Raw genomic sequence first — 23370 nt, forward strand, 5'->3', positions numbered from 1 at the left:
CCGCGGCGCCGGGGTCGATACCATGGCACCCCGACCCATACGAGGTCCTGGGGTCCGGAACCGCCTGAGGAGTGCTCTTGCCAGACGAGGCCCAGCCGCTCTCCCCCGGACTGCGTCCGACGGGATCCGACGCCGCGCGCCCGGACGAGCCGAAGCCCACGGACGTGGCTTCCTCGGACGCGCCCCAGCCCGAGCGGCAGGGCGCGCCCGACGGCACCGCCACGCCCCGGCCGCCGGCCGGCCCGACCTCCGCGTCCCCGGCGCCCGCCGAGCGGCCCCGTACGGCGCCCAGGCCGGGGCCCGCCTCCTCGTCGTCCCAGTCGGCCGCCGTGCCGTCCCGGGCGCCCAAGCCGCCCGCCAAGGCCGACCAGCCCGCCGCCGCCAAGCCGCTGCCGCCCGCTCCCGCCGGCCGATCCGGCTCCCCCAACCGGGTACGCGCCCGCCTGGCCCGCCTCGGCGTCCAGCGCTCCAGCCCGTACAACCCGGTCCTGGAGCCGCTGCTGCGGGCCGTCCGCGGCAATGACCCCAAGATCGAGACCGCGACGCTGCGCCAGGTCGAGCGGGCCTACCAGGTCGCCGAGCGCTGGCACCGCGGCCAGAAGCGCAAGAGCGGCGACCCGTACATCACCCACCCGCTCGCGGTGACGACGATCCTCGCCGAGCTGGGCATGGACCCGGCCACGCTGATGGCGGGCCTGCTGCATGACACCGTCGAGGACACCGAGTACGGCCTGGACACCCTGCGCCGCGACTTCGGCGACCAGGTGGCGCTGCTGGTCGACGGTGTCACCAAGCTGGACAAGGTCAAGTTCGGCGAGGCGGCGCAGGCCGAGACCGTCCGCAAGATGGTCGTCGCCATGGCCAAGGACCCGCGCGTCCTGGTCATCAAGCTCGCCGACCGGCTGCACAACATGCGCACCATGCGCTACCTCAAGCGGGAGAAGCAGGAGAAGAAGGCCCGCGAGACGCTGGAGATCTACGCTCCGCTCGCCCACCGCCTGGGCATGAACACCATCAAGTGGGAGCTGGAGGACCTCGCCTTCGCGATCCTCTACCCCAAGATGTACGACGAGATCGTGCGGCTGGTCGCCGAGCGGGCGCCCAAGCGCGACGAGTATCTGGCGATAGTGACCGACGAGGTCCAGGCCGATCTGCGCGCCGCCCGCATCAAGGCCACCGTCACCGGCCGCCCGAAGCACTACTACAGCGTCTACCAGAAGATGATCGTGCGCGGCCGCGACTTCGCCGAGATCTACGACCTGGTGGGCATCCGCGTCCTCGTCGACACCGTCCGCGACTGCTACGCCGCGCTCGGCACCATCCACGCGCGATGGAACCCGGTCCCCGGCCGGTTCAAGGACTACATCGCGATGCCGAAGTTCAACATGTACCAGTCGCTGCACACGACCGTGATCGGCCCCAGCGGCAAGCCCGTTGAACTCCAGATCCGTACGTTCGACATGCACCGCCGCGCCGAGTACGGCATCGCCGCCCACTGGAAGTACAAGCAGGAGGCGGTGGCGGGCGCGTCCAAGATCCGTACGGACGTACCGAAGAACGCCGGCAAGGGCCAGGACACCGTCAACGACATGGCCTGGCTGCGGCAGTTGCTGGACTGGCAGAAGGAGACCGAGGACCCCGGCGAGTTCCTGGAGTCGCTGCGCTTCGACCTGTCCCGCAACGAGGTCTTCGTCTTCACGCCCAAGGGCGATGTCATAGCGCTGCCGGCCGGTGCCACCCCCGTCGACTTCGCGTATGCGGTGCACACCGAGGTCGGGCACCGCACGATAGGGGCCCGGGTCAACGGGCGCCTCGTCCCGCTCGAATCGACCCTGGACAACGGCGACTTGGTGGAGGTCTTCACCTCCAAGGCGGCGGGGGCCGGGCCGTCCCGCGACTGGCTCGGCTTCGTCAAGTCCCCGCGGGCCCGCAACAAGATCCGTGGCTGGTTCTCCAAGGAGCGCCGCGACGAGGCGATCGAGCAGGGCAAGGACGCCATCGCGCGCGCCATGCGCAAGCAGAACCTGCCGATCCAGCGGATCCTGACCGGCGACTCCCTGGTCACCCTCGCGCACGAGATGCGCTACCCCGACATCTCCTCGCTGTACGCCGCCATAGGTGAGGGCCATGTCGCCGCACAGAGCGTCGTCCAGAAGCTGGTGCAGGCGCTCGGCGGCCAGGATGAGGCCACCGAGGACATCGCCGAGTCGACCCCGATCCGGCCGCGTTCCAAGCGCCGTTCCAGTGCCGACCCCGGAGTGGTCGTCAAGGGCGTTGACGATGTGTGGGTCAAGCTGGCCCGCTGCTGTACTCCGGTGCCGGGCGATCCCATCATCGGTTTCGTGACCCGCGGCAACGGCGTCTCGGTGCACCGTGCCGACTGCGTCAACGTCGACTCGCTGTCCCGGCAGCCGGAGCGGATACTCGACGTCGAGTGGGCGCCCACTCAGTCCTCGGTCTTCCTGGTCGCCATCCAGGTCGAGGCCCTGGACCGCTCCCGGCTCCTGTCGGACGTCACCCGGATCCTGTCCGACCAGCACGTCAACATCCTCTCGGCGGCCGTCCAGACCTCCCGCGACCGCGTCGCCACCTCCCGCTTCACTTTTGAGATGGGCGACCCGAAGCATCTGGGCCATGTGCTGAAGGCGGTGCGCAGTGTGGAGGGCGTGTACGACGTCTATCGGGTGACGTCGGCCCGCCGGCCATAGGGCTGCACAGCCGCACACACGAAGGGGCCCCGGTACGGATCCGTAAATCCGTACCGGGCCCCTCTTTCGTATCAGGCACCTCAGCCATCAATTGAGGTACCCAGACGGCGATCAGCCACCTCCGCGAGAGCGGCGCCGGCTTAGGCGCAAAACAGGCTCACCCGCCGAACTCCTCCAGGCCCTTGAGCGCCTGGTCCAGCAGCGCCTTGCGGCCCTCCAGCTCCCGGCCGAGCTTGTCGGCCTTGGCGTTGTTGCCGGCCGCTCGGGCGGTGTCGATCTGCTTCTGGAGCTTGTCGACGGCGTCCTGCAGCTGGCCGGTCAGCCCCGCGGCACGGGCCCGCGCCTCGGGGTTCGTCCGGCGCCACTCGGTCTCCTCGGCCTCCTGGATGGCCCGCTCGACGGCGTGCATCCGGCCCTCGATCTTCGGGCGGGCGTCCCGGGGGACATGGCCGATGGCCTCCCACCGCTCATTGATCGAGCGGAACGCCGCCCGCGCGGCCTTCAGGTCCGAGACGGGGAGCAGCTTCTCGGCCTCGACGGCGAGCTCCTCCTTGCGGGTCAGATTCTCCCGCTGCTCGGCGTCGCGCTCCGCGAAGACCTCACCGCGCGCCTGGAAGAAGACGTCCTGGGCGCCGCGGAAGCGGTTCCACAGATCGTCCTCGTGCTCGCGCTGGGCACGTCCGGCGGCCTTCCAGTCCGCCATCAGCTCGCGGTAGCGGGCCGCGGTGGCCCCCCAGTCCGTCGAGTTCGACAGCGCCTCGGCCTCGGAGACCAGCTTCTCCTTCGCCTTGCGGGACTCCTCGCGCTGCGCGTCCAGCGACGCGAAGTGCGCCTTGCGCCGCTTGGAGAACGCCGAGCGGGCGTGCGAGAAGCGGTGCCACAGTTCGTCGTCCGCCTTGCGGTCGAGCCGGGGCAGGCTCTTCCACGTGTCGACCAGTGCGCGCAGCCGTTCCCCGGCCGCCCGCCACTGCTCGCTGGCCGCCAGCTCCTCGGCCTCGGCGACCAGCTTCTCCTTGGCCTGCCGGGCCTCGGTGCTCTGCCGCGCCTTCTGTGCCTTGCGCTCCTCGCGGCGCGATTCGACGGCCTCGACGAGCTTGTCGAGCCGCTTCCGCAGCGCGTCCAGATCGCCCACCGCGTGGTGTTCGTCGACCTGGGTGCGCAGATGCTCGATCGCGGTCGTGGCGTCCTTCGCCGACAGGTCGGTGGTCTTGACCCGGCGCTCGAGGAGGCCGATCTCGACGACCAGGCCCTCATACTTGCGCTCGAAGTAGGCGAGGGCCTCCTCGGGAGTTCCCGCCTGCCACGATCCGACGACCTGCTCGCCATCGGCGGTACGCACGTACACGGTCCCCGTCTCGTCGACGCGGCCCCATGGGTCGCTGCTCACAGCGCCTCCTCCACATGATGCCGACGGGGGCGTGCGGCCCCCCGGCATCGTCCACAGTTTCTGTCCGGCAGAGCCGCGCCCTGACCGGTCCGACGGGCTGAATTGCGGGTGAGGGTGGCAGCCGTCGGAGCAGGCACCCTACACAACGCCAATCTAGGCGACCGGCGGTCGGCTGTCCGCATCCAGCACGACCGAAATTCCGCGGTTCGTACAGCGAGCGCCGATGCACCACCCCCAGGTCGACCAGCAGGTCAGGACTTTTTGACGGTTGCCTTGTCGATCACCACGGTGGCGTTCGGCGCGGTGTTGCGGGTCTGCGGGTCGGGCGTCGAACCGGCCTTGGCGATCTTCTTCAGCACGTCCATACCGCCGGTGACGGTGCCGAACGGTGTGTAGTTCGGAGGCAGCTTGCTGTCCTGGTAGACGAGGAAGAACTGGCTGCCGCCGGAGTTGCGGGTCTTGTCGCTCCGGCCGTCATAACGGTTGGCCATCGCGACCGTGCCCGCCGGATAGACACCGCCCTTGAGCCGGGAGTCCTTGAGGTTCTCGTCCGGGATGGTGTAGCCGGGGGTGCCCTGGCCGGTGCCCTTCGGGTCGCCGCACTGCAGGACGTAGAGGCCCTGGTCGACCAGGCGGTGGCACTTGCTGTGGTCGAAGTAGCCCTGGCCGGCCAGGAAGGCGAAGGAGTTGACTGTGTGCGGCGCCTTGCCGGCGTCCAGCTTCAGCTCGATCGTGCCGCAGGTCGTCGCCAGCTTCGCGGAGTAGGAGGCCGAGGTGTCGAGGGACATCGCCGGCTCCTTCTTCCAGGTCTTGGTGGAGGGCGCGCCCTTGGCGGGCTTGCCGCACGGGTCCGGCGCCTTGGAGGGGGGCGGGGTCGCCGCCGCCCGGTCGGAGTCCTGGTCGTTGCCGGCCGGCGCGGTGGAGGCATAGGCGGTGACGCCGGCGGCCAGTGCGACGGCCACGGCGGACGCGATGACCACATTGCGGCGTTTGGTCTTCCGCTGTGCCGCGGACCGCCGTTGCTGCTGGCGCTCGTACTTCTCCCTGGCGAGCTGCCGTCTCCGCTGATCTCTGCTGACCACCGGTCGTCTCCTTCGTCCGATCACCGATCGCTGTCGTCCGCCGTGGCCGTACCGTATACGGGTTCGCCCTGCCGGGAGTCCCGCCGGTAGGCTCTGGAGCTGCCGAGATGTCCGGGAGCGGTCCCCGCGGACCGACCCCCACCACCGACCTTTAAGGACGAACGTGCTGATTGCCGGGTTCCCCGCCGGGGCCTGGGGCACCAACTGCTACTTGGTCGCCCCCGCCGCCGGCGAGGAGTGCGTCATCATCGACCCGGGCCACCAGGCGGCCCAAGGCGTCGAGGACGCGGTCGCAAAGCATCGGCTCAAGCCCGTCGCGGTCGTTCTCACCCATGGCCACATCGACCATGTCGCCTCCGTGGTCCCGGTGTGCGGCGCGCACGATGTCCCGGCCTGGATCCACCCCTCGGACCGCTTCATGATGAGCGACCCGGAGAAGGCCCTCGGCCGCTCCATCGGTCAGCAGCTCATGGGCGAACTCACCGTGGGGGAGCCGGACGACGTCAAGGAGCTGAGCGACGGTGCCGCCCTGGAACTCGCCGGGATGGAGTTCTCCGTCGCGCACGCCCCGGGCCATACCAAGGGGTCGGTGACGTTCAGGATGCCCGAGCAGGCCGACATTCCGCCGGTCTTCTTCTCTGGCGACCTGCTCTTCGCCGGCTCCATCGGACGCACCGATCTGCCGGGCGGCGACCACGCCGAGATCCTGCAGTCGCTGGCGCGTGTGTGCCTGCCGCTGGAGGACTCGACCGTCGTCCTGTCCGGCCACGGCCCCCAGACCACCATCGGCCGCGAGCGCGCCACCAACCCCTTCCTGCGGGAAGTGGCCGCCGGCCTCGGAGACGGCTTCAGCGCCGCTCCACGACGAGGAATGTGACGAGACCTTCCGTGAGCACCTTCAAGGCCCCCAAGGGCACGTACGACCTGATTCCGCCGCAGTCCGCCACCTATCTCGCGGTGCGCGAGGCGATCGCCGCGCCGCTGAGGAACTCCGGGTACGGCTACATCGAGACGCCCGGTTTCGAGAGTGTCGAGCTGTTCGCGCGCGGCGTCGGTGAGTCCACCGACATCGTGACCAAGGAGATGTACGCCTTCGAGACCAAGGGCGGCGACCAGCTGGCGCTGCGCCCCGAGGGCACCGCGTCCGTGCTGCGCGCCGCACTGGAGGCCAGCCTCCACAAGGCGGGCAACCTCCCGGTCAAGCTCTGGTACTCCGGCTCGTACTACCGCTACGAGCGTCCGCAGAAGGGCCGTTACCGCCACTTCTCCCAGGTCGGCGCCGAGGCCATCGGTGCCGAGGACCCGGCGCTGGACGCCGAGTTGATCATCCTGGCCGACCAGGCCTACCGCGCGCTGGGGCTGCGGAACTTCCGCATCCTGCTCAACTCCCTGGGCGACAAGGAGTGCCGCCCCGTCTACCGCGCCGCGCTGCAGGACTTCCTGCGAGGGCTCGACCTGGACGAGGACACCCGGCGCAGGGTCGACATCAACCCGCTGCGCGTCCTGGACGACAAGCGCGAGTCCGTGCAGAAGCAGCTCGACGGGGCGCCCAAGCTCCGCGACTACCTCTGCGAGGCCTGCAAGGCGTACCACGAGCAGGTGCGTGAGCTGCTGACCGCGGCGGGAGTGGCCTTCGAGGACGACGAGAAGCTGGTCCGCGGCCTGGACTACTACACCCGCACCACCTTCGAGTTCGTCCACGACGGCCTCGGCTCGCAGTCCGCGGTGGGCGGCGGCGGCCGCTACGACGGTCTGTCCGAGATGATCGGCGGCCCCGCGCTGCCGTCCGTCGGCTGGGCGCTGGGCGTCGACCGTACGGTGCTGGCGCTGGAGGCGGAGGGCATCACGCTCGACATCCCCGCCGCCACGGCCGTGTACGCGGTGCCGCTGGGCGAGGAGGCCCGCCGGGTGCTGTTCGGTGTGGTCACCGAGCTGCGGCGGGCCGGTGTCGCCACCGACTTCGCGTTCGGCGGCAAGGGCCTGAAGAACGCCATGAAGTCCGCCAACCGCTCCGGCGCGCGGCTGGCGCTGGTGGCGGGTGAGCGGGACCTGGCCGAGGGCGTCGTCCAGCTCAAGGACCTGGAGAGCGGTGAGCAGACCGCGGTCGCGCTGGACACCGTGGCCGAGGAGGTCCGGCGCACGCTGGGCTGAGCCGCGGGACGGCGGACCCCGAGGGGCCCGGACGGCGATCGGCCGTCCGGGCCCTTCGTATGTGCCGGGTCTTCCGCTGGGCCGGGCTTCCGCGTCGCCGGGCGCCCGGGGTCAACGCCCGCCGCGCATTCATCCCGGCGAAGGGATTCCGGCCCGGCAGCACCCGCGGTGGCCGGCCGCCGGGCGGGCGGGCAGGGCAGGCGGGAGTGGAGCGAAGCTGAGAGAACGCTGTGTGCGGAGGGCTCTTCTTTATGTTCGTCGCACAGTGGGTCATGGTGGAGTTGGGGCAGAATGAACGGCGTGCCCGCGACCGGGCCCGTGCTCAGCCCCATCTCCCGAGGGATCGACGGAACGGCGATATGACGACGACAGAGCTTGACGACGTGTCCACCGACGACGACCGCGCGAGCGGCACGGGCACTATCGGCTCGGGTCGCGGCTTCTCCCTGCTCCTGGTGATCACCGGCGCGCTGGGCATCCTCGCGTCCTGGATCATCACCCTGGACAAGTTCGAGCTGCTGAAGAACCCGAACTACAAGCCGGCCTGCACGTTCAACCCGATCATCTCCTGCACCAACATCATGCAGAGCAAGCAGGCGGACGTCTTCGGCTTCCCGAACCCGATGGCCGGGCTGGTCGGCTTCGGCGTGGTCATCGCGATCGGTATGGCCCTGCTGGCGGGCGCCCGCTTCCGCCGCTGGTACTGGGCCGGGCTGAACATCGGCACCGGGCTCGCCGTGGTCTTCTGCATGTGGCTGATGGTCCAGTCGCTGTACCACATCAACTCGCTGTGCCTGTGGTGCACGCTGACCTGGTGCGTCACCATCCTGATGTTCTGGTACACCACCGTGCACAACCTCAAGCACGGCATCATCCCGGCCCCCGCGGGGCTGCGCCGGGTGGTGCTGGAGTTCCACTGGGTCGTCCCGGTGCTCTGGTACGGCGTGATCGCGCTGCTGATCCTCACCAGGTGGTGGTCGACGTACTGGAGCACTCTGCTCTAGGACGCCCCTCGGCCCGCTTGTCCGGCCCTGACGCCCCGGCCCGCTCCTGACGGCGGCCGGGGCGTTGTCAGTGGGGTGGCTTAGGCTCGTGATCGTGGAGCCCGACCTGTTCACCGCCGCTGCCGAAGACCGCCAGGAGAAGGACCCCGCGGGGTCCCCGCTCGCCGTCCGGATGCGCCCGCGCACCCTCGACGAAGTCGTGGGCCAGCAGCATCTGCTCAAGCCGGGCTCGCCGTTGCGCCGGCTGGTGGGCGAGGGCAACGGAGGACCGGCCGGGCCGTCCTCGGTGTTCCTGTGGGGTCCGCCGGGCATCGGCAAGACGACCCTGGCGTATGTCGTCAGCCAGGCGACGAACAAGCGCTTCGTGGAGCTCTCGGCGATCACGGCAGGCGTCAAGGAGGTCCGCGCGGTCATCGACGGCGCGCGGCGCGCCTCGGGCGGCTACGGCAAGGAGACCGTCCTCTTCCTCGACGAGATCCACCGCTTCAGCAAGGCCCAGCAGGACTCCCTGCTCCCGGCCGTGGAGAACCGCTGGGTCACCCTGATCGCCGCGACGACCGAGAATCCGTACTTCTCGGTGATCTCGCCGCTGCTCTCCCGCTCGCTGCTGCTGACCCTCGAACCCCTCACGGACGACGATCTGCGCGGGCTGCTGCGGCGGGCGCTGACCGATGCGCGCGGGCTGGCGGGTGCGGTGACCCTCCCCGAGGACACCGAGGGGCATCTGCTGCGGATCGCGGGCGGTGATGCGCGGCGCGCGCTGACGGCCCTGGAGGCCGGTGCCGGTTCCGCGCTGGCCAAGGGGGAGAAGGAGATCACCCTCCAGACGCTGGAGGAGTCCGTCGACCGGGCCGCGGTCAAGTACGACCGGGACGGCGATCAGCACTACGACGTCGCCAGCGCGCTGATCAAGTCCATCCGGGGCTCGGACGTCGACGCCGCGCTGCACTACCTGGCGCGCATGATCGAGGCGGGGGAGGACCCGCGGTTCATCGCCCGCCGGCTGATGATCTCGGCGAGCGAGGACATCGGGCTGGCCGATCCGACGGCCCTGCAGACCGCGGTCGCCGCCGCCCAGGCCGTGGCGATGATCGGCTTCCCGGAGGCGCGGATCACGCTGAGCCAGGCCACCATCGCGCTCGCCCTGGCGCCGAAGTCGAACGCCGCGTATCTGGCCATCGACGCCGCGCTGGCGGACGTCCGGGCCGGTCAGGCGGGTGCGGTGCCGCCGCATCTGCGCGACGCCCACTACAAGGGCGCCCAGAAGCTCGGCCACGGCCAGGGCTATCAGTATCCGCACGACCTGCCGGGCGGTATCGCGGCCCAGCAGTATGCGCCGGACGAGGTGCACGGCAAGCGCTATTACGAGCCCACCCGCCATGGTGCGGAGGCGCGCTACGCCGATGTCGTCGAGCGGGTCCGGGTGCGCCTGCGCGCGGACTCCGGCGAGAGCGCCGCCGAGTAGCCCCGCCGGCGGCCGGGCCGGGCGCCGGTGCCGTCGGCCGACCGACCGGGCACCGCCCGCCGGCGGGCGGCGGCCCCGGACTACTCGGCGGCCGCCTCGAAGAGGAGATGCATCGCCCGCCGCAGCTCCGCCACGTCCCGGACGGGCTCGGGGAAGTCGAACCGTGCGTCGAAGGAGTGCTGCTCGGCGTCCGTGAAGCGGACCCGCAGCCCGAAGCGGTCCAGGCCCACCGGCACGGCCCGGCCGCGCAGCCCGCAGACGTCCCCGCGGTCGCCCAGCAGGGCGCACAGCCCGCGCACCTGCTCGCTGTGCGCGGCGTGCAGATGCTGCAGCAGCTCCGCCTCGTGGGCCGCCAGCGGATCGGGGGCCGCGTCGGCGAAGTCGTCCGGCTCGACGGACTCGGAGCCCCACAGATCGTCCACCGCGCCCTCGCCGACCTCCAGGCGCAGCATCATCCAGGCGGTCCGCCCGTACAGGCCCGGAGCGGGGTCCGGCTGCAGTGCCTCGCCGATGCCGAGCAGCTCGCCGACCGGGTGCCGCTCCGCGAGCAGCATCGCGGCCTCGGCGCGCTGCTCGTTGCGGACGGGGGTGAGCCAGCCGGCCACCCAGGCCCGTCCACGGATGCGATGGGGCACCGAAACCGGCGCGACATCCGTGATCTCCATCACGGCTGTCAGGTCGTCGTCCTGTGCGTGTGCCGCCGCCCGAGCCGCCGCAGAGTCGCCGGAAACCAGCAACAGCACGTCTCCATCGGGTGTCACGGTCCGGCAGACCGGCGCCGAGAGGCCGGTCTCGTCGGGGTCCTCGACACCGGGGATGTCCAGAGACGCCATACCATTGGACTCGACGAGGGTTCGTACGCGCTCGGCGGCAGTGGGCTGCTGGGCGTCTTCCACGGGACGCGGCTGACCCGCCTCGGTGCGGTGTGCACCGGGCAGGGGGATCCCAGGTCGAAACATGCGTTCTCCTCGCGCTAAGGTAAGCCTCACCTAACTTACACGGAGGTCCGTTCCACGTGAACCAGTCGCGTCCCAAGGTCAAGAAGTCCCGTGCGCTCGGCATCGCGCTGACGCCGAAGGCCGTCAAGTACTTCGAGGCCCGTCCCTACCCGCCCGGCGAGCACGGCCGTGGCCGCAAGCAGAACAGTGACTACAAGGTCCGTCTGCTCGAGAAGCAGCGTCTGCGCGCGCAGTACGACATCAGCGAGCGCCAGATGGCGCGTGCCTACGACCGCGCTCGGAAGGTCGAAGGCAAGACCGGCGAAGCGCTGATCATCGAGCTTGAGCGCCGTCTGGACGCGCTCGTCCTGCGTTCGGGCATCGCCCGGACGATCTACCAGGCTCGCCAGATGGTCGTCCACGGCCACATCTCGGTGAACGACCGCAAGGTCGACAAGCCGTCCTTCCGCGTCCGCCCCGGCGACGTCGTGATGGTCCGCGAGCGCAGCCGCGAGAAGCACCCCTTCCAGGTCGCCCGCGAGGGTGGCTACGACACCGACGGTGAGACCCCGCGCTACCTCGAGGTCAACCTGCCGGCTCTGGCGTTCCGCCTCGACCGGGACCCGAACCGCAAGGAGATCCCGGTGATCTGCGACGAGCAGCTCGTCGTCGAGTACTACGCCCGCTAAGCACCACAGCAGGCGCAGCACCGCGCTCAGCCCGCCGTCTCCCCGCCGCTCGCGGAGGGGGAGGCGGCGGGCTCGTTCGTGTCCGGCGGCACGAGGCGCACCGTCCGGTGCGGGGCGGGCACCGGACCGGCGGGCCGCAGGACCCGGGCCACCGTCGCGTCCAGGCCGAGCCGCTCGCCCGTGCGCAGGGCACGCCCGTAGTGCTCGGCGCCCAGCCGTTGCCGCGCCTGTTCCTCGCACAGCGCATGCGGCCGGCGGAAGTAGCGCGAACCGAACAGCGGCAGCCCCACCGACGGCCAGATCCGCCCCGCGGCGCCCTGGAGCACCGCCGCCTCCTCCGCGTCCCCCTCGCCGAGCGTCACCATCGCCAGCAGCTCGATCGCCAGCACCACGCCCAGCAGGTCGTGAAAGGCGTGATGGACGGCCAGGGACTCCTCCAGCAGGGCCCGGGCCCGCTCGCCGTCGCCCCGCGACCAGGACGCGTACGCCAGCACGAACTGGGCGTAGGCCCGCGTCCAGCGCTCCCCGTGGTCCTCACACACCTCCAGGACGTCCTCGCACAGCCGTACCGCGTCCGCCGGCTCGCCCCGGAAGGCCACCGCCATCGCCAGCTCGACCTGCCCCAGCAGCACATTGCTGTTGAGCTCACCGATCTCCCGGTAGCGCCGCAGCGCCCCGCGCAGCAGTTCCTCGGCGCGCGGCATGTCGTCGCAGACCAGCGCCAGACAGCCGGTGCGGTGCAGGGCATAGGCGGCCGCGGTGGCGTTGCCGGTCCGCTCGGCCTCGTCGCGGCACTCCTGCAGGGCCCCCAGTGCGCCGACGGTGTCCCCCTGGAGCACCGCGACATAGCCGGCCACCCACAGCGCCTTCAACCGTGCGTCGTCGTGGTCGCTCTCCAGCTCCAGGGCCCGGTCCAGCCAGTGCCGGCCCTCGGAGAGCCGGCCGCAGCCCACCCAGTAGAACCACAGGGTGCCCGCCAGGTACTGGCCCAGGTGCGTATCGGCGGGGCACTCCAGGCTCTGCTCCAGCGCCACCCGCAGATTGGGCAGCTCGGCCTCGATCCGGGCCGCGATCTCGGCCTGCCGGGAGCTGAACCAGTCCAGTTCGCACCAGGTGGCCAGCCCCAGATACCAGTCGCGGTGCCGGCGCCGCAGCCGGTCGCCGTCGGGGGTCGCCGCCAGCCAGCCCGCGCCGTAGGCCCGTACGGTGTCCAGCATCCGGTAGCGCACCCCGGCCGCGGTCTCCTCCCGCACCAGCACCGACTGGGCGACCAACTCCGTGATGACGTCGAGGAGTTCACCGGCCGGCAGCTCCGGGCCCGAGCAGACGTATTCGACCGCCTCCAGGTCGAACTGCCCGGCGAAGACCGACAGGCGCGCCCACAGCAGCCGCTCCTCGGGTGTGCACAGCTCATGGCTCCAGCCGATCGCGGTACGCAGCGTCTGGTGGCGCGGCAGGGCACCGCGGGCAGTGCCGGTCAGCAGCCGGAAGCGGTCGTCGAGCCGGTGGAGCACCTGGTCCACGGACAGCGCGCGCAGCCGTCCGGCGGCCAGCTCCAGCGCGAGCGGAATGCCGTCCAGCCGCTCGCAGAGCTCGGTGACCGCCGCCTCGTTGGCCGCCCCGACGGTGAAGCCGCCGAGCACGGCCGCGGCGCGGTCGGTGAACAGGGCGGTCGCATCGGCGGTGTGCAACGGCGCCAGCGCCAGATTCTGCTCGCCGGTGAGCCCGAGCGGCCGTCGTCCGGCGGCCAGTACCCGCAGCCCGGGGGCGCGGCGCAGCAGCTCCGCGGTCAGTTCGGCACAGGCGTCGACCAGATGCTCGTAGCCGTCCAGGATCAGCAGCAGTTCCCGGCCGGCGAGGTGGTCGCACAGTGCGGTGCGCACCGGACGGCCGCTGTGGTCGGCAAGCGCCAGTGCCTCGGCGACGGTGTGGTCCAGGAGGTGCGGTTCGCGCAGGGACGACAGTTCGACCAGCCACACCCCATCGCAGAAGCGATCCTGCAAGATCGCTGCGCCATGGCCGGCGAGCCGGGACTTGCCGACGCCGCCGAGGCCGGTGAGCGTCACCAGCCGGGCCGATTCCAGCTGCCGTGCCAGCGCGGCCAGTTCGTCGTCGCGGCCGATGAAGCGGTTGAGTTCCGCGGGAAGGTTCCCCGGCCTGCCCGGCGTCCGCAGACGCTCGGAAGAAGGGCGGGAGAGGGGGCCGGGGCGCGTGAGGCGTCGCATGGCACACGGAGCGTACTCGGCAGGATGCGGACCGTACAATCACGTTGCCGGATTCCCCTGGCGGCCGCTCCGCGCCACCGGGAACGGGGTACGGACGGACAGTCACGGCGCGATAAGGTCAAGGTTGCCGTTCGAGCAGGACGAGAACCAGACCAAACCAGTCGGAGAGTGGTGCCAACGTGTCCGGTGGAGAGGTGGCCGGGATCCTCGTGGCCGTCTTCTGGGCGATCCTTGTGTCGTTCCTCGCCCTCGTGCTGGTGAGGCTCGCGCAGACGCTCAAGGCGACCACCAAGATGGTGGCCGAGGTGTCCGAGAAGGCCGTACCCCTCCTCGCCGACGCCTCCGCAACGGTCCGCTCCGCGCACACCCAGCTGGCCCGCGTCGATGCCATCGCCGCCGACGTCCAAGAGGTCACCGCCAACGCCTCCGCGCTCTCCTCGACCGTGTCCTCCGCCTTCGGCGGCCCGCTGGTCAAGGTGGCGGCGTTCGGCTACGGCGTGCGCCGCGCGATCGGCAAGAAGGGCGAACCGGAGCCGAAGCGCACCGTCGTCCTCGGCCGTACCCTGCCCGGCGCCCGCCGCGGCGGGCGCCGCAACCGTCGCTCCAAGGACTGATCACAGCGATGTTCCGCCGCGCATTCTGGTTCACCACCGGCGCCGCCGCCGGCGTGTGGGCCACCAACAAGGTCCACCGCAAGCTGCGCAAGCTGCAGCCCGACAGCCTCGCCGCACAGGCCGCGGACAAGGCGGTCGAGACCGGACACCGGCTGCGCCAATTTGCATTGGACGTACGAGCCGGAATGGCGGACCGTGAAGAACAGCTGCACGACGCCCTGGGGCTCGGCGAGCCGGCCGAGGTGCGCGAGCTGCCGGGACCGCGCCGCGCGGTGCTCGAACCGCAGTACCGAACCACGAGAACAACCGGACACACCGGTCTGACCGGACCGACTGGAAAAGAGGACCACTGATGGAGTCGGCTGAAATCCGCCGCCGCTGGCTGCGCTTCTTCGAGGAGCGCGGGCACACCGTCGTGCCGTCGGCGTCGCTCATCGCGGACGACCCGACGCTGCTCCTCGTGAACGCGGGCATGGTCCCCTTCAAGCCGTACTTCCTCGGTGAGGTCAAGCCGCCGGCTCCGCGCGCCACCAGCGTCCAGAAGTGCGTCCGTACGCCGGACATCGAAGAGGTCGGCAAGACCACCCGGCACGGCACGTTCTTCCAGATGTGCGGCAACTTCTCCTTCGGCGACTACTTCAAGGAAGGCGCCATCAAATACGCCTGGGAGCTGCTGACCGGCTCGCAGGCGGAGGGCGGCTACGGCCTCGACCCCGAGCGTCTGTGGATCACCGTCTACCTCGACGACGACGAGGCCGAGCGCATCTGGCACGAGGTCGTCGGGGTGCCCAAGGAGCGCATCCAGCGTCTGGGCAAGAAGGAGAACTACTGGTCCATGGGCGTACCGGGCCCCTGCGGTCCGTGCTCCGAGATCAACTACGACCGCGGTCCGGAGTTCGGCGTCGAGGGTGGCCCGGCCGTCAACGACGAGCGGTACGTGGAGATCTGGAACCTGGTCTTCATGCAGTACGAGCGGGGTGCGGGCACCGGCAAGGAGGACTTCGAGATCCTCGGCGACCTGCCCAGCAAGAACATCGACACCGGCCTCGGCCTCGAACGCCTGGCGATGATCCTGCAGGACGTCCCGAACATGTACGAGACGGACACCCTGCGCGTCGTCATCGACAAGGCCACCGAGCTCTCCGGCGTGCGCTACGGCGCCTCCGACTCCACCGATGTCTCGCTCCGCGTCGTCGCCGACCACATCCGTACGTCCACGATGCTCATCGGCGACGGTGTCACCCCCGGCAACGAGGGCCGCGGCTACGTCCTGCGCCGCATCATGCGCCGCGCCATCCGCAACATGCGGCTGCTCGGCGCCACCGGGCTGGTCATCGGCGAGCTGATGGACGTGGTCATCAAGACCATGGGCCAGCAGTACCCGGAGCTGCTGGAGGACCGCCGCCGTATCGAGACGGTCGCCCTCGCCGAGGAGGCCGCCTTCGTCAAGACGCTGAAGGCCGGCACCAACATCCTCGACAGCGCCGTCACCGACACCAAGTCCGCCGGTTCCACGGTCCTGCCCGGCGACAAGGCCTTCCTGCTCCACGACACCTGGGGCTTCCCGATCGACCTCACCCTCGAAATGGCCGCCGAGCAGGGCCTCTCGGTGGACGAGGACGGCTTCCGCCGCCTGATGAAGGAGCAGCGGGAGCGCGCCAAGGCCGACGCCCAGTCCAAGAAGAGCGGCCACGCCGACCTGTCCGCCTACCGTGAGGTCGCCGACAAGTCCGGCAGCACGGAGTTCACCGGCTACAGCGCCACCGAGGGCGAGACCACGCTCGTAGGCCTCCTGGTCAACGGTGCCCCGGCCCCCGCCGCCCACGAGGGCGACGAGGTCGAGGTCGTCCTGGACCGCACCCCCTTCTACGCCGAGGGTGGCGGCCAGCTCGCCGACACCGGCCGGATCAAGCTGGACTCCGGCGCCGTCGTCGAGGTCCGTGACGTCCAGCAGCCGGTGCCCGGGGTCACGGTCCACAAGGGCGTCGTCCAGGTCGGCGAGGTGGTGCTCGGCTCGGCCGCGTACGCCACCATCGACGTCACCCGCCGGCGCGCCATCGCCCGTGCCCACAGCGCCACCCACCTCACTCACCAGGCGCTGCGCGACGCCCTCGGCCCGACGGCCGCGCAGGCCGGCTCGGAGAACTCCCCGGGCCGCTTCCGCTTCGACTTCGGCTCGCCGGCCGCCGTGCCCGGCGGGGTCCTCACGGACGTCGAGCAGAAGATCAACGAGGTGCTCTCCCGTGAGCTCGACGTCCATGCCGAGGTCATGAGCATGGAGGACGCCAAGAAGCAGGGCGCCATCGCCGAATTCGGCGAGAAGTACGGCGACCGGGTCCGGGTCGTCACCATCGGCGACTTCTCCAAGGAGCTGTGCGGCGGCACCCACGTCCACAACACCGCTCAGCTGGGCCTGGTGAAGCTGCTCGGCGAGTCCTCCATCGGCTCCGGTGTGCGCCGTGTCGAGGCCCTGGTCGGCGTGGACGCCTACAAGTTCCTGGCCCGGGAGCACACCGTCGTCTCCCAGCTCACCGAGCTGGTCAAGGGACGCCCGGAGGAGCTGCCCGAGAAGATCTCCGGTGTCCTGGCCAAGCTGAAGGACGCCGAGAAGGAGATCGAGAAGTTCCGCGCCGAGAAGGTGCTGCAGGCCGCCGCGGGGCTGGCCGACGGCGCCAAGGACGTCCGCGGGGTGGCGCTGGCCGCCGGGCAGGTCCCGGACGGCACCTCCGCCGACGATCTGCGCAAGCTGGTGCTGGACGTCCGCGGCCGGATCCAGGGCGACCGTGCCGTCGTCGTGGCGCTGTTCTCGGTCGCCAATGGCCGCCCGGTGACGGTCATCGCCACCAACGAGGCCGCCCGCGAGCGCGGCATCAAGGCCGGTGAACTGGTCCGTACGGCCGCCAAGACGCTCGGCGGCGGTGGCGGCGGCAAGCCGGACGTCGCCCAGGGCGGCGGCCAGAACCCCGCCGCGGTGCCCGAGGCCATCGAGGCCGTCGAGCGCCTCGTCGGCGAGGCGGCCTGACGCGCGTGAGTGAGATGCGACGCGGCCGGCGCATCGCCGTGGATGTCGGGGACGCCCGTATCGGGGTCGCCTCGTGCGACCCCGACGGGGTCCTCGCCACCCCCGTCGAGACCGTGCCGGGACGTGACGTTCCGTCAGCACACCGTCGGCTCAAGGCGATCGTCGAGGAGTACGAGCCCCTCGAAGTCGTGGTCGGCCTGCCCCGCTCCCTCAGTGGGGGAGAGGGGCCGGCCGCGGCCAAGGTCCGGGCCTTCGCCCAGGAGATGGCCCGGAACATCGACCCCGTAGGGGTCCGGCTGGTCGACGAGCGGATGTCGACGGTCACGGCCACCCAGGGCCTGCGGGCCTCGGGGGTCCGGAGCAAGAAGGGCCGCTCGGTGGTCGACCAGGCGGCCGCGGTGGTCATTCTGCAGAGCGCACTGGAGACCGAACGCGTCTCCGGGGAACCTCCGGGCGAGAGCGTCGAAGTGGTCATCTGATCGCGGTACGGTAACGTTCCGCGCGATGTGCGGCGTTCGAACAGCCGCGCGTGCAAGTAGAGGCGGATCGGGTACAGCAAGCGCGCTGCCAGGCCGGAGTGCACCGCCTCTCGGCTCTAGGGGATCGATGACCGAGTATGGCCGGGGCTACGGCTCCGAACCGTGGCATCCCGAGGACCCGCTCTACGGAGACCAGGGTTCCTCCAGAAGCCAGGAGCAGCAGCCTCAGTGGGACGGACAGCAGGCCCACCGGTATCCCCAGCAGCAGGCTGACCCGTATGCCCAGCAGCACTACAACGGCGGCTGGGACGGTGCGCAGGGCGGGCAGCCGCCGTACGACCCGTACGACCCCTACGGGCAGCAGCAGCCGCCGGCCGACCCGTACGGCGGGACGAACCCCGACTACTACGCCGCGCCGGACGCCTATCCGCCGCAGCACCGGCATCCGCATCAGCAGGGGATGCAGGGCCGGCAGGGAATGCAGCCGCAACAGCAGTACCAGCAGCCGCAGCACCCTCAGCACCCGGAGCCGCACTACGACGAGGGCGCCGGCGACGACTGGCGGGCCGATCCGGGCCCGCGCGAGCCGGAGCCGGAGCATGCGTTCTTCGCGGACCACGGCGATGACGACGGCCGCGACGACCTCGATCCGCGCGAGGAGGGCCGGGGCGGCCGCGAGCGCCGCGGCAAGAAGAACAAGAAGAACAAGCGGCGCAGTGGCCGGGCCTGCCTGGTGGTCACCCTGTTCTTCGCCGGAGCGGTCGGCACCGTCGGCTATTTCGGCTATGACTTCATCGTGAGCCACCTCGGCTCGGCCCCCGACTACGAGGGCGAGGGCGCCGGCGAGGTCCAGGTCGACATCCCGGAGAATTCCACGATCCTGCAGATGGGGCTGGCCCTCAAAAAGGCAGGCGTGGTCAAGAGCGCCGACGCTTTCTCCGAGGCCGCTATCGACAGCAAGAAGGACAAAGTCCTTCAGCCGGGGACATATTCCCTGCGCAAGCACATGTCCGCGGCCTCGGCCATCGAGCTGATGGTGGACCCCAAGAGCCGCAACGGCCTCACGATCCGTGAGGGGCTGCGCTCGGGCGACGTCTACAAGCTCATCGACACCAAGCTCCGCCTCAAGAAGGGTACGACCAAGGGCGTCGCCAAGACCGAGGCCAAGAACCTCGGGCTGCCGTCGTGGGCCAAGAGCGCGTCGAAGCTGAAGGACCCGCTGGAGGGCTTCCTCTATCCGTCGACCTACAGCGTCGGGGAGAAGGCCGAGCCGGCGGCGGTCCTGAAGCAGATGGTGGCGCGGGCGAACCAGGTCTACGAGAAGCACGACCTGGAGGGGAACGCGCAGAAGCTGCACCTCGAATCGCCGATGCAGCTGCTCACCGTCGCCAGCCTCACCCAGGCCGAGGGCAAGTACAAGCACGACTTCGTCAAGGTCGCCCGGGTCGTCTACAACCGTCTCAAGCCGGACAACACCGAGACCTACGGTCTGCTCGACTTCGACTCGACGGTGAACTACGCCAGGTCCCAGAGCACGCTGGACACCGGGTCCGTCGATGATCTGCGGAACTTCAACGATCCCTACAACACCTACAAGTTCAAGGGACTGCCGCCGGGCCCGATCGGCAACCCGGGCGAGGAAGCCATCAGGTCGGCGATCGACCCGGCCAAGGGCAACTGGTACTACTTCGTCTCGATCAACCCGGAAAAGACGCTGTTCGCGGAGACGAACGAACAGCACGAACGAAACCGCCGCATTTACCTCAAGGAACAAGAGAAAGCCAAGGAATGAGCGCCACCCGTCGGGCTGCGGTACTCGGCTCCCCGATCGCCCACTCCCTCTCCCCGGTGCTGCACCGTGCCGCCTACGCGGAACTGGGGCTGGAGGGCTGGGCGTACGACCGTTTCGAGGTCGACGAGGCGGCATTGCCCGGGTTTTTCGAGACGCTCGGTCCCGAGTGGGCGGGCCTGTCGCTGACCATGCCGCTCAAGCGGGCGGTGATCCCGCTGCTCGACGAGATCAGCTCGACCGCGGACGCCGTCGAGGCGGTGAACACCGTCGTCCTCACCGCCGACGGGCGCCGCTTCGGCGACAACACCGACATCCCCGGCATGGTCGCCGCACTGCGCGAGCGCGGAGTGCGGCAGGTCGAGCGGGCGTCGGTCCTGGGCGCCGGCGCCACCGCCTCCTCCGCGCTCGCCGCGCTCTCCCGGATCTGCACCGGCGAGGTCACCGCGTATGTCCGCAGCGAGGCGCGTGCCGAGGAGATGCGCGGCTGGGGCGAGCGGCTCGGGGTCACGGTCCGCACCGCCGCCTGGGAGGACGCCGCCGCGGCCTTCGAGGCCCCGTTGACGATCGCCACCACCCCGGCGGGGACCACCGACGCGCTCGCCGCCGCCGTCCCCGACCGGCCGGGCACGCTCTTCGATGTGCTCTACGAGCCCTGGCCGACGGCGCTGGCCACGGCCTGGGCCGACCGCGGCGGCGCCGTGGTCGGCGGCCTCGACCTGCTGGTCCACCAGGCCGTACTGCAGGTGGAGCAGATGACGGGCCGGTCACCGGCGCCGCTGGCCGCGATGCGCAAGGCCGGCGAGGTGGCGCTCGCCGCCCGCTGACCCTCCCTGCCGGGCCCGGTCCGCCCGGTCCGTCCCGTACGTCCCCGCGCGCCCGGTCCGCACCCTGGACTGGGCGCCGGTCGTCCCGCGCGACGTGGGAGGATCAGGGGAAGACCGTACGCGGATGAGCAGTACATGAGGAGCACCGTTGAGCAGGTTGCGCTGGCTGACGGCGGGGGAGTCGCACGGCCCCGCACTCGTGGCGACGCTGGAGGGCCTTCCGGCCGGAGTGCCGATCACCACGGAGATGGTGGCGGACGCGCTGGCCCGGCGCCGGCTCGGCTATGGCCGCGGTGCCCGGATGAAGTTCGAGCAGGACCAGGTGACCTTCCTGGGTGGGGTGCGGCACGGTCTGTCGCTGGGCTCGCCGGTCGCGATCATGGTCGGCAACACCGAGTGGCCCAAGTGGGAGCAGGTGATGGCGGCCGACCCGGTGGACCCGGAGGAGCTGGCCGCGCTGGCCCGTAACGCGCCGCTGACCCGTCCCCGCCCCGGCCACGCCGACCTCGCCGGGATGCAGAAGTACGGCTTCGACGAGGCCCGCCCGATCCTGGAGCGCGCCTCCGCCCGCGAGACCGCCGCCCGGGTCGCCCTCGGCACCGTCGCCCGTTCCTTCCTCAAGGAGACGGCCGGTATCGAGATCGTCTCGCATGTCGTCGAGCTGGCCGCGGCCAAGGCCCCGTACGGCGTCGTCCCCGAGCCCTCCGACGTCGAGAAGCTGGACGCCGACCCGGTGCGCTGCCTGGACGCGGACGCGAGCAAGGCGATGGTCGCCGAGATCGACCAGGCCCACAAGGACGGCGACACCCTCGGCGGGGTCGTCGAGGTGCTGGCCTACGGTGTGCCGGTGGGTCTCGGCTCGCATGTGCACTGGGACCGGCGTCTGGACGCCCGGCTGGCCGCCGCCCTCATGGGCATCCAGGCCATCAAGGGCGTCGAGCTCGGTGACGGCTTCGACCTGGCGCGGGTCCCGGGCTCGAAGGCGCATGACGAGATCGTCTCCACCGATGACGGGATCAAGCGCAGCTCCGGCCGCTCCGGCGGCACCGAGGGCGGGCTGACGACCGGCGAGCTGCTGCGGGTGCGCGCCGCGATGAAGCCGATCGCGACGGTGCCGAAGGCGCTGGCGACCATCGATGTGGCCACCGGTGAGGCGGCCAAGGCGCACCACCAGCGCTCGGACGTCTGCGCCGTGCCGGCCGCCGGCATCGTCGCCGAGGCGATGGTGGCCCTCGTACTGGCGGACGCGGTGGTGGAGAAGTTCGGCGGTGACAGCGTGCCGGAGACCCGCCGCAACGTGCAGACCTTCCTCGACAACCTGGCGATCCGATGACGTCGCCGGCCGTCGTGCTGATCGGCCCGCCCGGGGCCGGTAAGTCGACGGTGGGCGCGCTGCTGGCCGAGCGGCTGGGCGTCGGCTACCGGGACACCGACGCCGATGTCGTCGCCACGGCCGGCCGGCCGATCGCCGAGATCTTCATCGACCAGGGCGAGCCGCACTTCCGCGACCTGGAACGGGCCGCGGTGCGTGACGCGCTCGACGGCCACCCGGGAGTGCTCGCGCTCGGCGGCGGCGCGATCCTCGACGAGGGCACCCGCAAGCTGCTGACCGGACTGCCGGTGGTCTTCCTGGACGTCCAGCTCGCGGACGCCGTCAAGCGGGTGGGCCTCGACGCGCCCCGCCCGCTGCTGGCCGTCAATCCGCGCAAGCAGTGGCGCGAGCTGATGGAGCGGCGCCGTCCGCTGTACACCGAGGTCGCCCGCGCCGTGATCGCCACGGGGGAGCGGACCCCCGAGCAGGTCGTCGAGGCGATTCTGGACGCTTTGGACCTACGCCAGGCCGCGGGAGACGCCCCGCAGGCCGCCCACAGGGAGGAACAGGCATGACGGAGCAGGCCACCCGTATCCAGGTCGGCGGCACGGCGGGCACCGATCCGTACGAGGTGCTCGTCGGGCGGCAACTGCTCGGTGAACTGCCCGGCCTGATCGGTGAGGGGGTCAAGCGGGTCGCGGTGCTGCACCCGGAGGCGCTGGCCGCCACCGGCGAGGCGCTGCGCGAGGACCTGGCCTCCCAGGGCTACGAGGCGATCGCCATTCAGCTGCCGAACGCCGAGGAGTCCAAGACCGCCGAGGTCGCGGCCTACTGCTGGAAGGCGCTCGGCCAGTCCGGCTTCACCCGCAGCGATGTGATCGTCGGCGTCGGCGGCGGCGCCACCACCGACCTGGCCGGCTTCGTCGCCGCGACCTGGCTGCGCGGGGTGCGCTGGATCGCCGTACCGACCACCGTGCTCGGCATGGTGGACGCGGCGGTCGGCGGCAAGACCGGCATCAACACCGCCGAGGGCAAGAACCTCGTCGGTGCCTTCCACCCGCCGGCCGGTGTGCTCTGCGACCTGGCCGCGCTGGACTCGCTGCCGGTGCACGACTACGTCTCCGGTCTGGCCGAGGTCATCAAGGCCGGCTTCATCGCCGACCCGGCGATCCTCGACCTGATCGAGTCGGACCCGGAGGCCGCCAAGCGCCCGGACGGTGCGCACACCGCCGAGCTGATCGAGCGGGCGATCCGGGTCAAGGCCGAGGTGGTCTCCGCGGACCTCAAGGAGTCCGGTCTGCGCGAGATCCTCAACTACGGCCACACCCTCGCGCACGCCATCGAGAAGAACGAGCGCTACAACTGGCGGCACGGCGCGGCCGTTTCCGTCGGCATGGTCTTCGCCGCCGAACTCGGCCGGATCGCCGGCCGCCTGGACGACGCCACCGCCGACCGGCACCGCTCCGTCCTGGAGTCCGTCGGGCTGCCGCTGACCTACCGGGGCGACCAGTGGCCCAAGCTGCTGGAGACGATGAAGGTCGACAAGAAGTCCCGCGGCGACCGGCTGCGCTTCATCGTCCTGGACGGCCTCGCCAAGCCGACCGTCCTGGAGGGCCCGGACCCGGCCATGCTGCTCGCGGCACACGCGGAGATCGCGGCGTGAGCCGCGGCCGGTCCC

Annotated in this window: 19 protein-coding genes; 15 read left to right on the top strand and 4 right to left on the bottom strand. The window is 70.9% G+C overall.

Features of this window, described 5'->3' with window-relative positions; translation table 11 throughout:
* Nucleotides 1-77 precede the first annotated feature (77 nt).
* Complete coding sequence (locus tag SLV14N_RS32635) at nucleotides 78-2708, top strand: bifunctional (p)ppGpp synthetase/guanosine-3',5'-bis(diphosphate) 3'-pyrophosphohydrolase (RefSeq protein WP_263272231.1); 2631 nt, start codon at nucleotides 78-80, stop codon at nucleotides 2706-2708.
* 157 nt (nucleotides 2709-2865) lie between these two features.
* On the opposite strand, the gene SLV14N_RS32640 is transcribed toward SLV14N_RS32635, so the two are convergent.
* Nucleotides 2866-4095 (bottom strand): DUF349 domain-containing protein, encoded by a 1230-nt coding sequence (locus SLV14N_RS32640; RefSeq protein ID WP_208685935.1) that lies wholly within the window; start codon nucleotides 4093-4095, stop codon nucleotides 2866-2868.
* A 251-nt stretch (nucleotides 4096-4346) separates the two neighbouring features.
* A complete protein-coding gene (locus SLV14N_RS32645) occupies nucleotides 4347-5177 on the bottom strand; it encodes a peptidylprolyl isomerase (protein ID WP_263272233.1) in 831 nt (276 codons plus the stop codon).
* Between the two features lie 163 nt (nucleotides 5178-5340).
* Here SLV14N_RS32645 and SLV14N_RS32650 point away from each other — a divergent pair, with 163 nt between their 5' ends.
* The 4 genes from SLV14N_RS32650 (at nucleotide 5341) to SLV14N_RS32665 (ending at nucleotide 9797) form a co-directional block, all read left to right on the top strand.
* Nucleotides 5341-6054, top strand: a complete 714-nt coding sequence (locus SLV14N_RS32650; RefSeq protein ID WP_208685938.1) for an MBL fold metallo-hydrolase — start codon at nucleotides 5341-5343, stop codon at nucleotides 6052-6054.
* Between the two features lie 11 nt (nucleotides 6055-6065).
* Complete coding sequence (gene hisS / locus SLV14N_RS32655; protein ID WP_208685939.1) at nucleotides 6066-7328, top strand: histidine--tRNA ligase; 1263 nt, start codon at nucleotides 6066-6068, stop codon at nucleotides 7326-7328.
* A 359-nt stretch (nucleotides 7329-7687) separates the two neighbouring features.
* Nucleotides 7688-8332 carry a vitamin K epoxide reductase family protein gene (locus SLV14N_RS32660; protein ID WP_208685940.1) on the top strand — a complete coding sequence of 215 codons (645 nt, stop codon included), beginning with the start codon at nucleotides 7688-7690 and terminating at the stop codon, nucleotides 8330-8332.
* 94 nt (nucleotides 8333-8426) lie between these two features.
* On the top strand, nucleotides 8427-9797 hold the full coding sequence (locus tag SLV14N_RS32665; protein ID WP_263272236.1) for a replication-associated recombination protein A: 1371 nt from the start codon (nucleotides 8427-8429) through the stop codon (nucleotides 9795-9797).
* 80 nt (nucleotides 9798-9877) lie between these two features.
* Here the strand turns inward: SLV14N_RS32665 and SLV14N_RS32670 are convergent, their stop codons facing one another.
* On the bottom strand, nucleotides 9878-10630 hold the full coding sequence (locus SLV14N_RS32670) for a DUF2470 domain-containing protein (protein WP_208688202.1): 753 nt from the start codon (nucleotides 10628-10630) through the stop codon (nucleotides 9878-9880).
* A 182-nt stretch (nucleotides 10631-10812) separates the two neighbouring features.
* Here SLV14N_RS32670 and rpsD point away from each other — a divergent pair, with 182 nt between their 5' ends.
* Nucleotides 10813-11424, top strand: coding sequence for a 30S ribosomal protein S4 (gene rpsD, locus SLV14N_RS32675; protein WP_127149924.1), 612 nt, complete (start codon nucleotides 10813-10815; stop codon nucleotides 11422-11424).
* A gap of 26 nt (nucleotides 11425-11450) precedes the next feature.
* On the opposite strand, the gene SLV14N_RS32680 is transcribed toward rpsD, so the two are convergent.
* On the bottom strand, nucleotides 11451-13649 hold the full coding sequence (locus SLV14N_RS32680) for an AAA family ATPase (RefSeq protein WP_263272237.1): 2199 nt from the start codon (nucleotides 13647-13649) through the stop codon (nucleotides 11451-11453).
* Between the two features lie 179 nt (nucleotides 13650-13828).
* Here SLV14N_RS32680 and SLV14N_RS32685 point away from each other — a divergent pair, with 179 nt between their 5' ends.
* The 9 genes from SLV14N_RS32685 to aroB all read left to right on the top strand — a co-directional run bounded on the left by SLV14N_RS32685 (nucleotide 13829) and on the right by aroB (nucleotide 23355).
* Nucleotides 13829-14263 carry a DUF948 domain-containing protein gene (locus SLV14N_RS32685; protein WP_181018639.1) on the top strand — a complete coding sequence of 145 codons (435 nt, stop codon included), beginning with the start codon at nucleotides 13829-13831 and terminating at the stop codon, nucleotides 14261-14263.
* An 8-nt stretch (nucleotides 14264-14271) separates the two neighbouring features.
* Complete coding sequence (locus SLV14N_RS32690) at nucleotides 14272-14616, top strand: DUF6167 family protein (RefSeq protein WP_208685943.1); 345 nt, start codon at nucleotides 14272-14274, stop codon at nucleotides 14614-14616.
* The gene (gene alaS, locus SLV14N_RS32695) at nucleotides 14616-17285 is read left to right on the top strand and encodes an alanine--tRNA ligase (RefSeq protein WP_208685944.1); all 2670 of its coding nucleotides are present in this window, start codon (nucleotides 14616-14618) and stop codon (nucleotides 17283-17285) included. Before SLV14N_RS32690 ends, alaS begins: the two co-directional genes overlap by 1 nt.
* Before the next feature lie 14 nt (nucleotides 17286-17299).
* Nucleotides 17300-17764: a Holliday junction resolvase RuvX gene (gene ruvX, locus SLV14N_RS32700; protein ID WP_208688203.1), complete on the top strand. Its 465-nt coding sequence runs from the start codon at nucleotides 17300-17302 to the stop codon at nucleotides 17762-17764.
* A 127-nt stretch (nucleotides 17765-17891) separates the two neighbouring features.
* Nucleotides 17892-19556 carry an endolytic transglycosylase MltG gene (gene mltG, locus SLV14N_RS32705; RefSeq protein WP_263272240.1) on the top strand — a complete coding sequence of 555 codons (1665 nt, stop codon included), beginning with the start codon at nucleotides 17892-17894 and terminating at the stop codon, nucleotides 19554-19556.
* A complete protein-coding gene (locus tag SLV14N_RS32710; RefSeq protein ID WP_263272242.1) occupies nucleotides 19553-20380 on the top strand; it encodes a shikimate dehydrogenase in 828 nt (275 codons plus the stop codon). Before mltG ends, SLV14N_RS32710 begins: the two co-directional genes overlap by 4 nt.
* Nucleotides 20381-20528: 148 nt before the next feature.
* Entirely contained in the window at nucleotides 20529-21713 is a 1185-nt protein-coding gene (gene aroC, locus SLV14N_RS32715; protein ID WP_263272243.1) for a chorismate synthase, read from the top strand.
* Nucleotides 21710-22267 (top strand): shikimate kinase, encoded by a 558-nt coding sequence (locus SLV14N_RS32720; RefSeq protein ID WP_208685950.1) that lies wholly within the window; start codon nucleotides 21710-21712, stop codon nucleotides 22265-22267. Before aroC ends, SLV14N_RS32720 begins: the two co-directional genes overlap by 4 nt.
* Entirely contained in the window at nucleotides 22264-23355 is a 1092-nt protein-coding gene (aroB, locus tag SLV14N_RS32725) for a 3-dehydroquinate synthase (RefSeq protein WP_208685952.1), read from the top strand. The genes SLV14N_RS32720 and aroB overlap by 4 nt, the downstream gene beginning before the upstream one ends.
* Nucleotides 23356-23370: the final 15 nt, after the last annotated feature.

It is taken from the genome of Streptomyces sp. Je 1-4 4N24, from assembly GCF_026239515.1.
In the GTDB taxonomy this organism is placed as follows: domain Bacteria; phylum Actinomycetota; class Actinomycetes; order Streptomycetales; family Streptomycetaceae; genus Streptomyces; species Streptomyces nigrescens.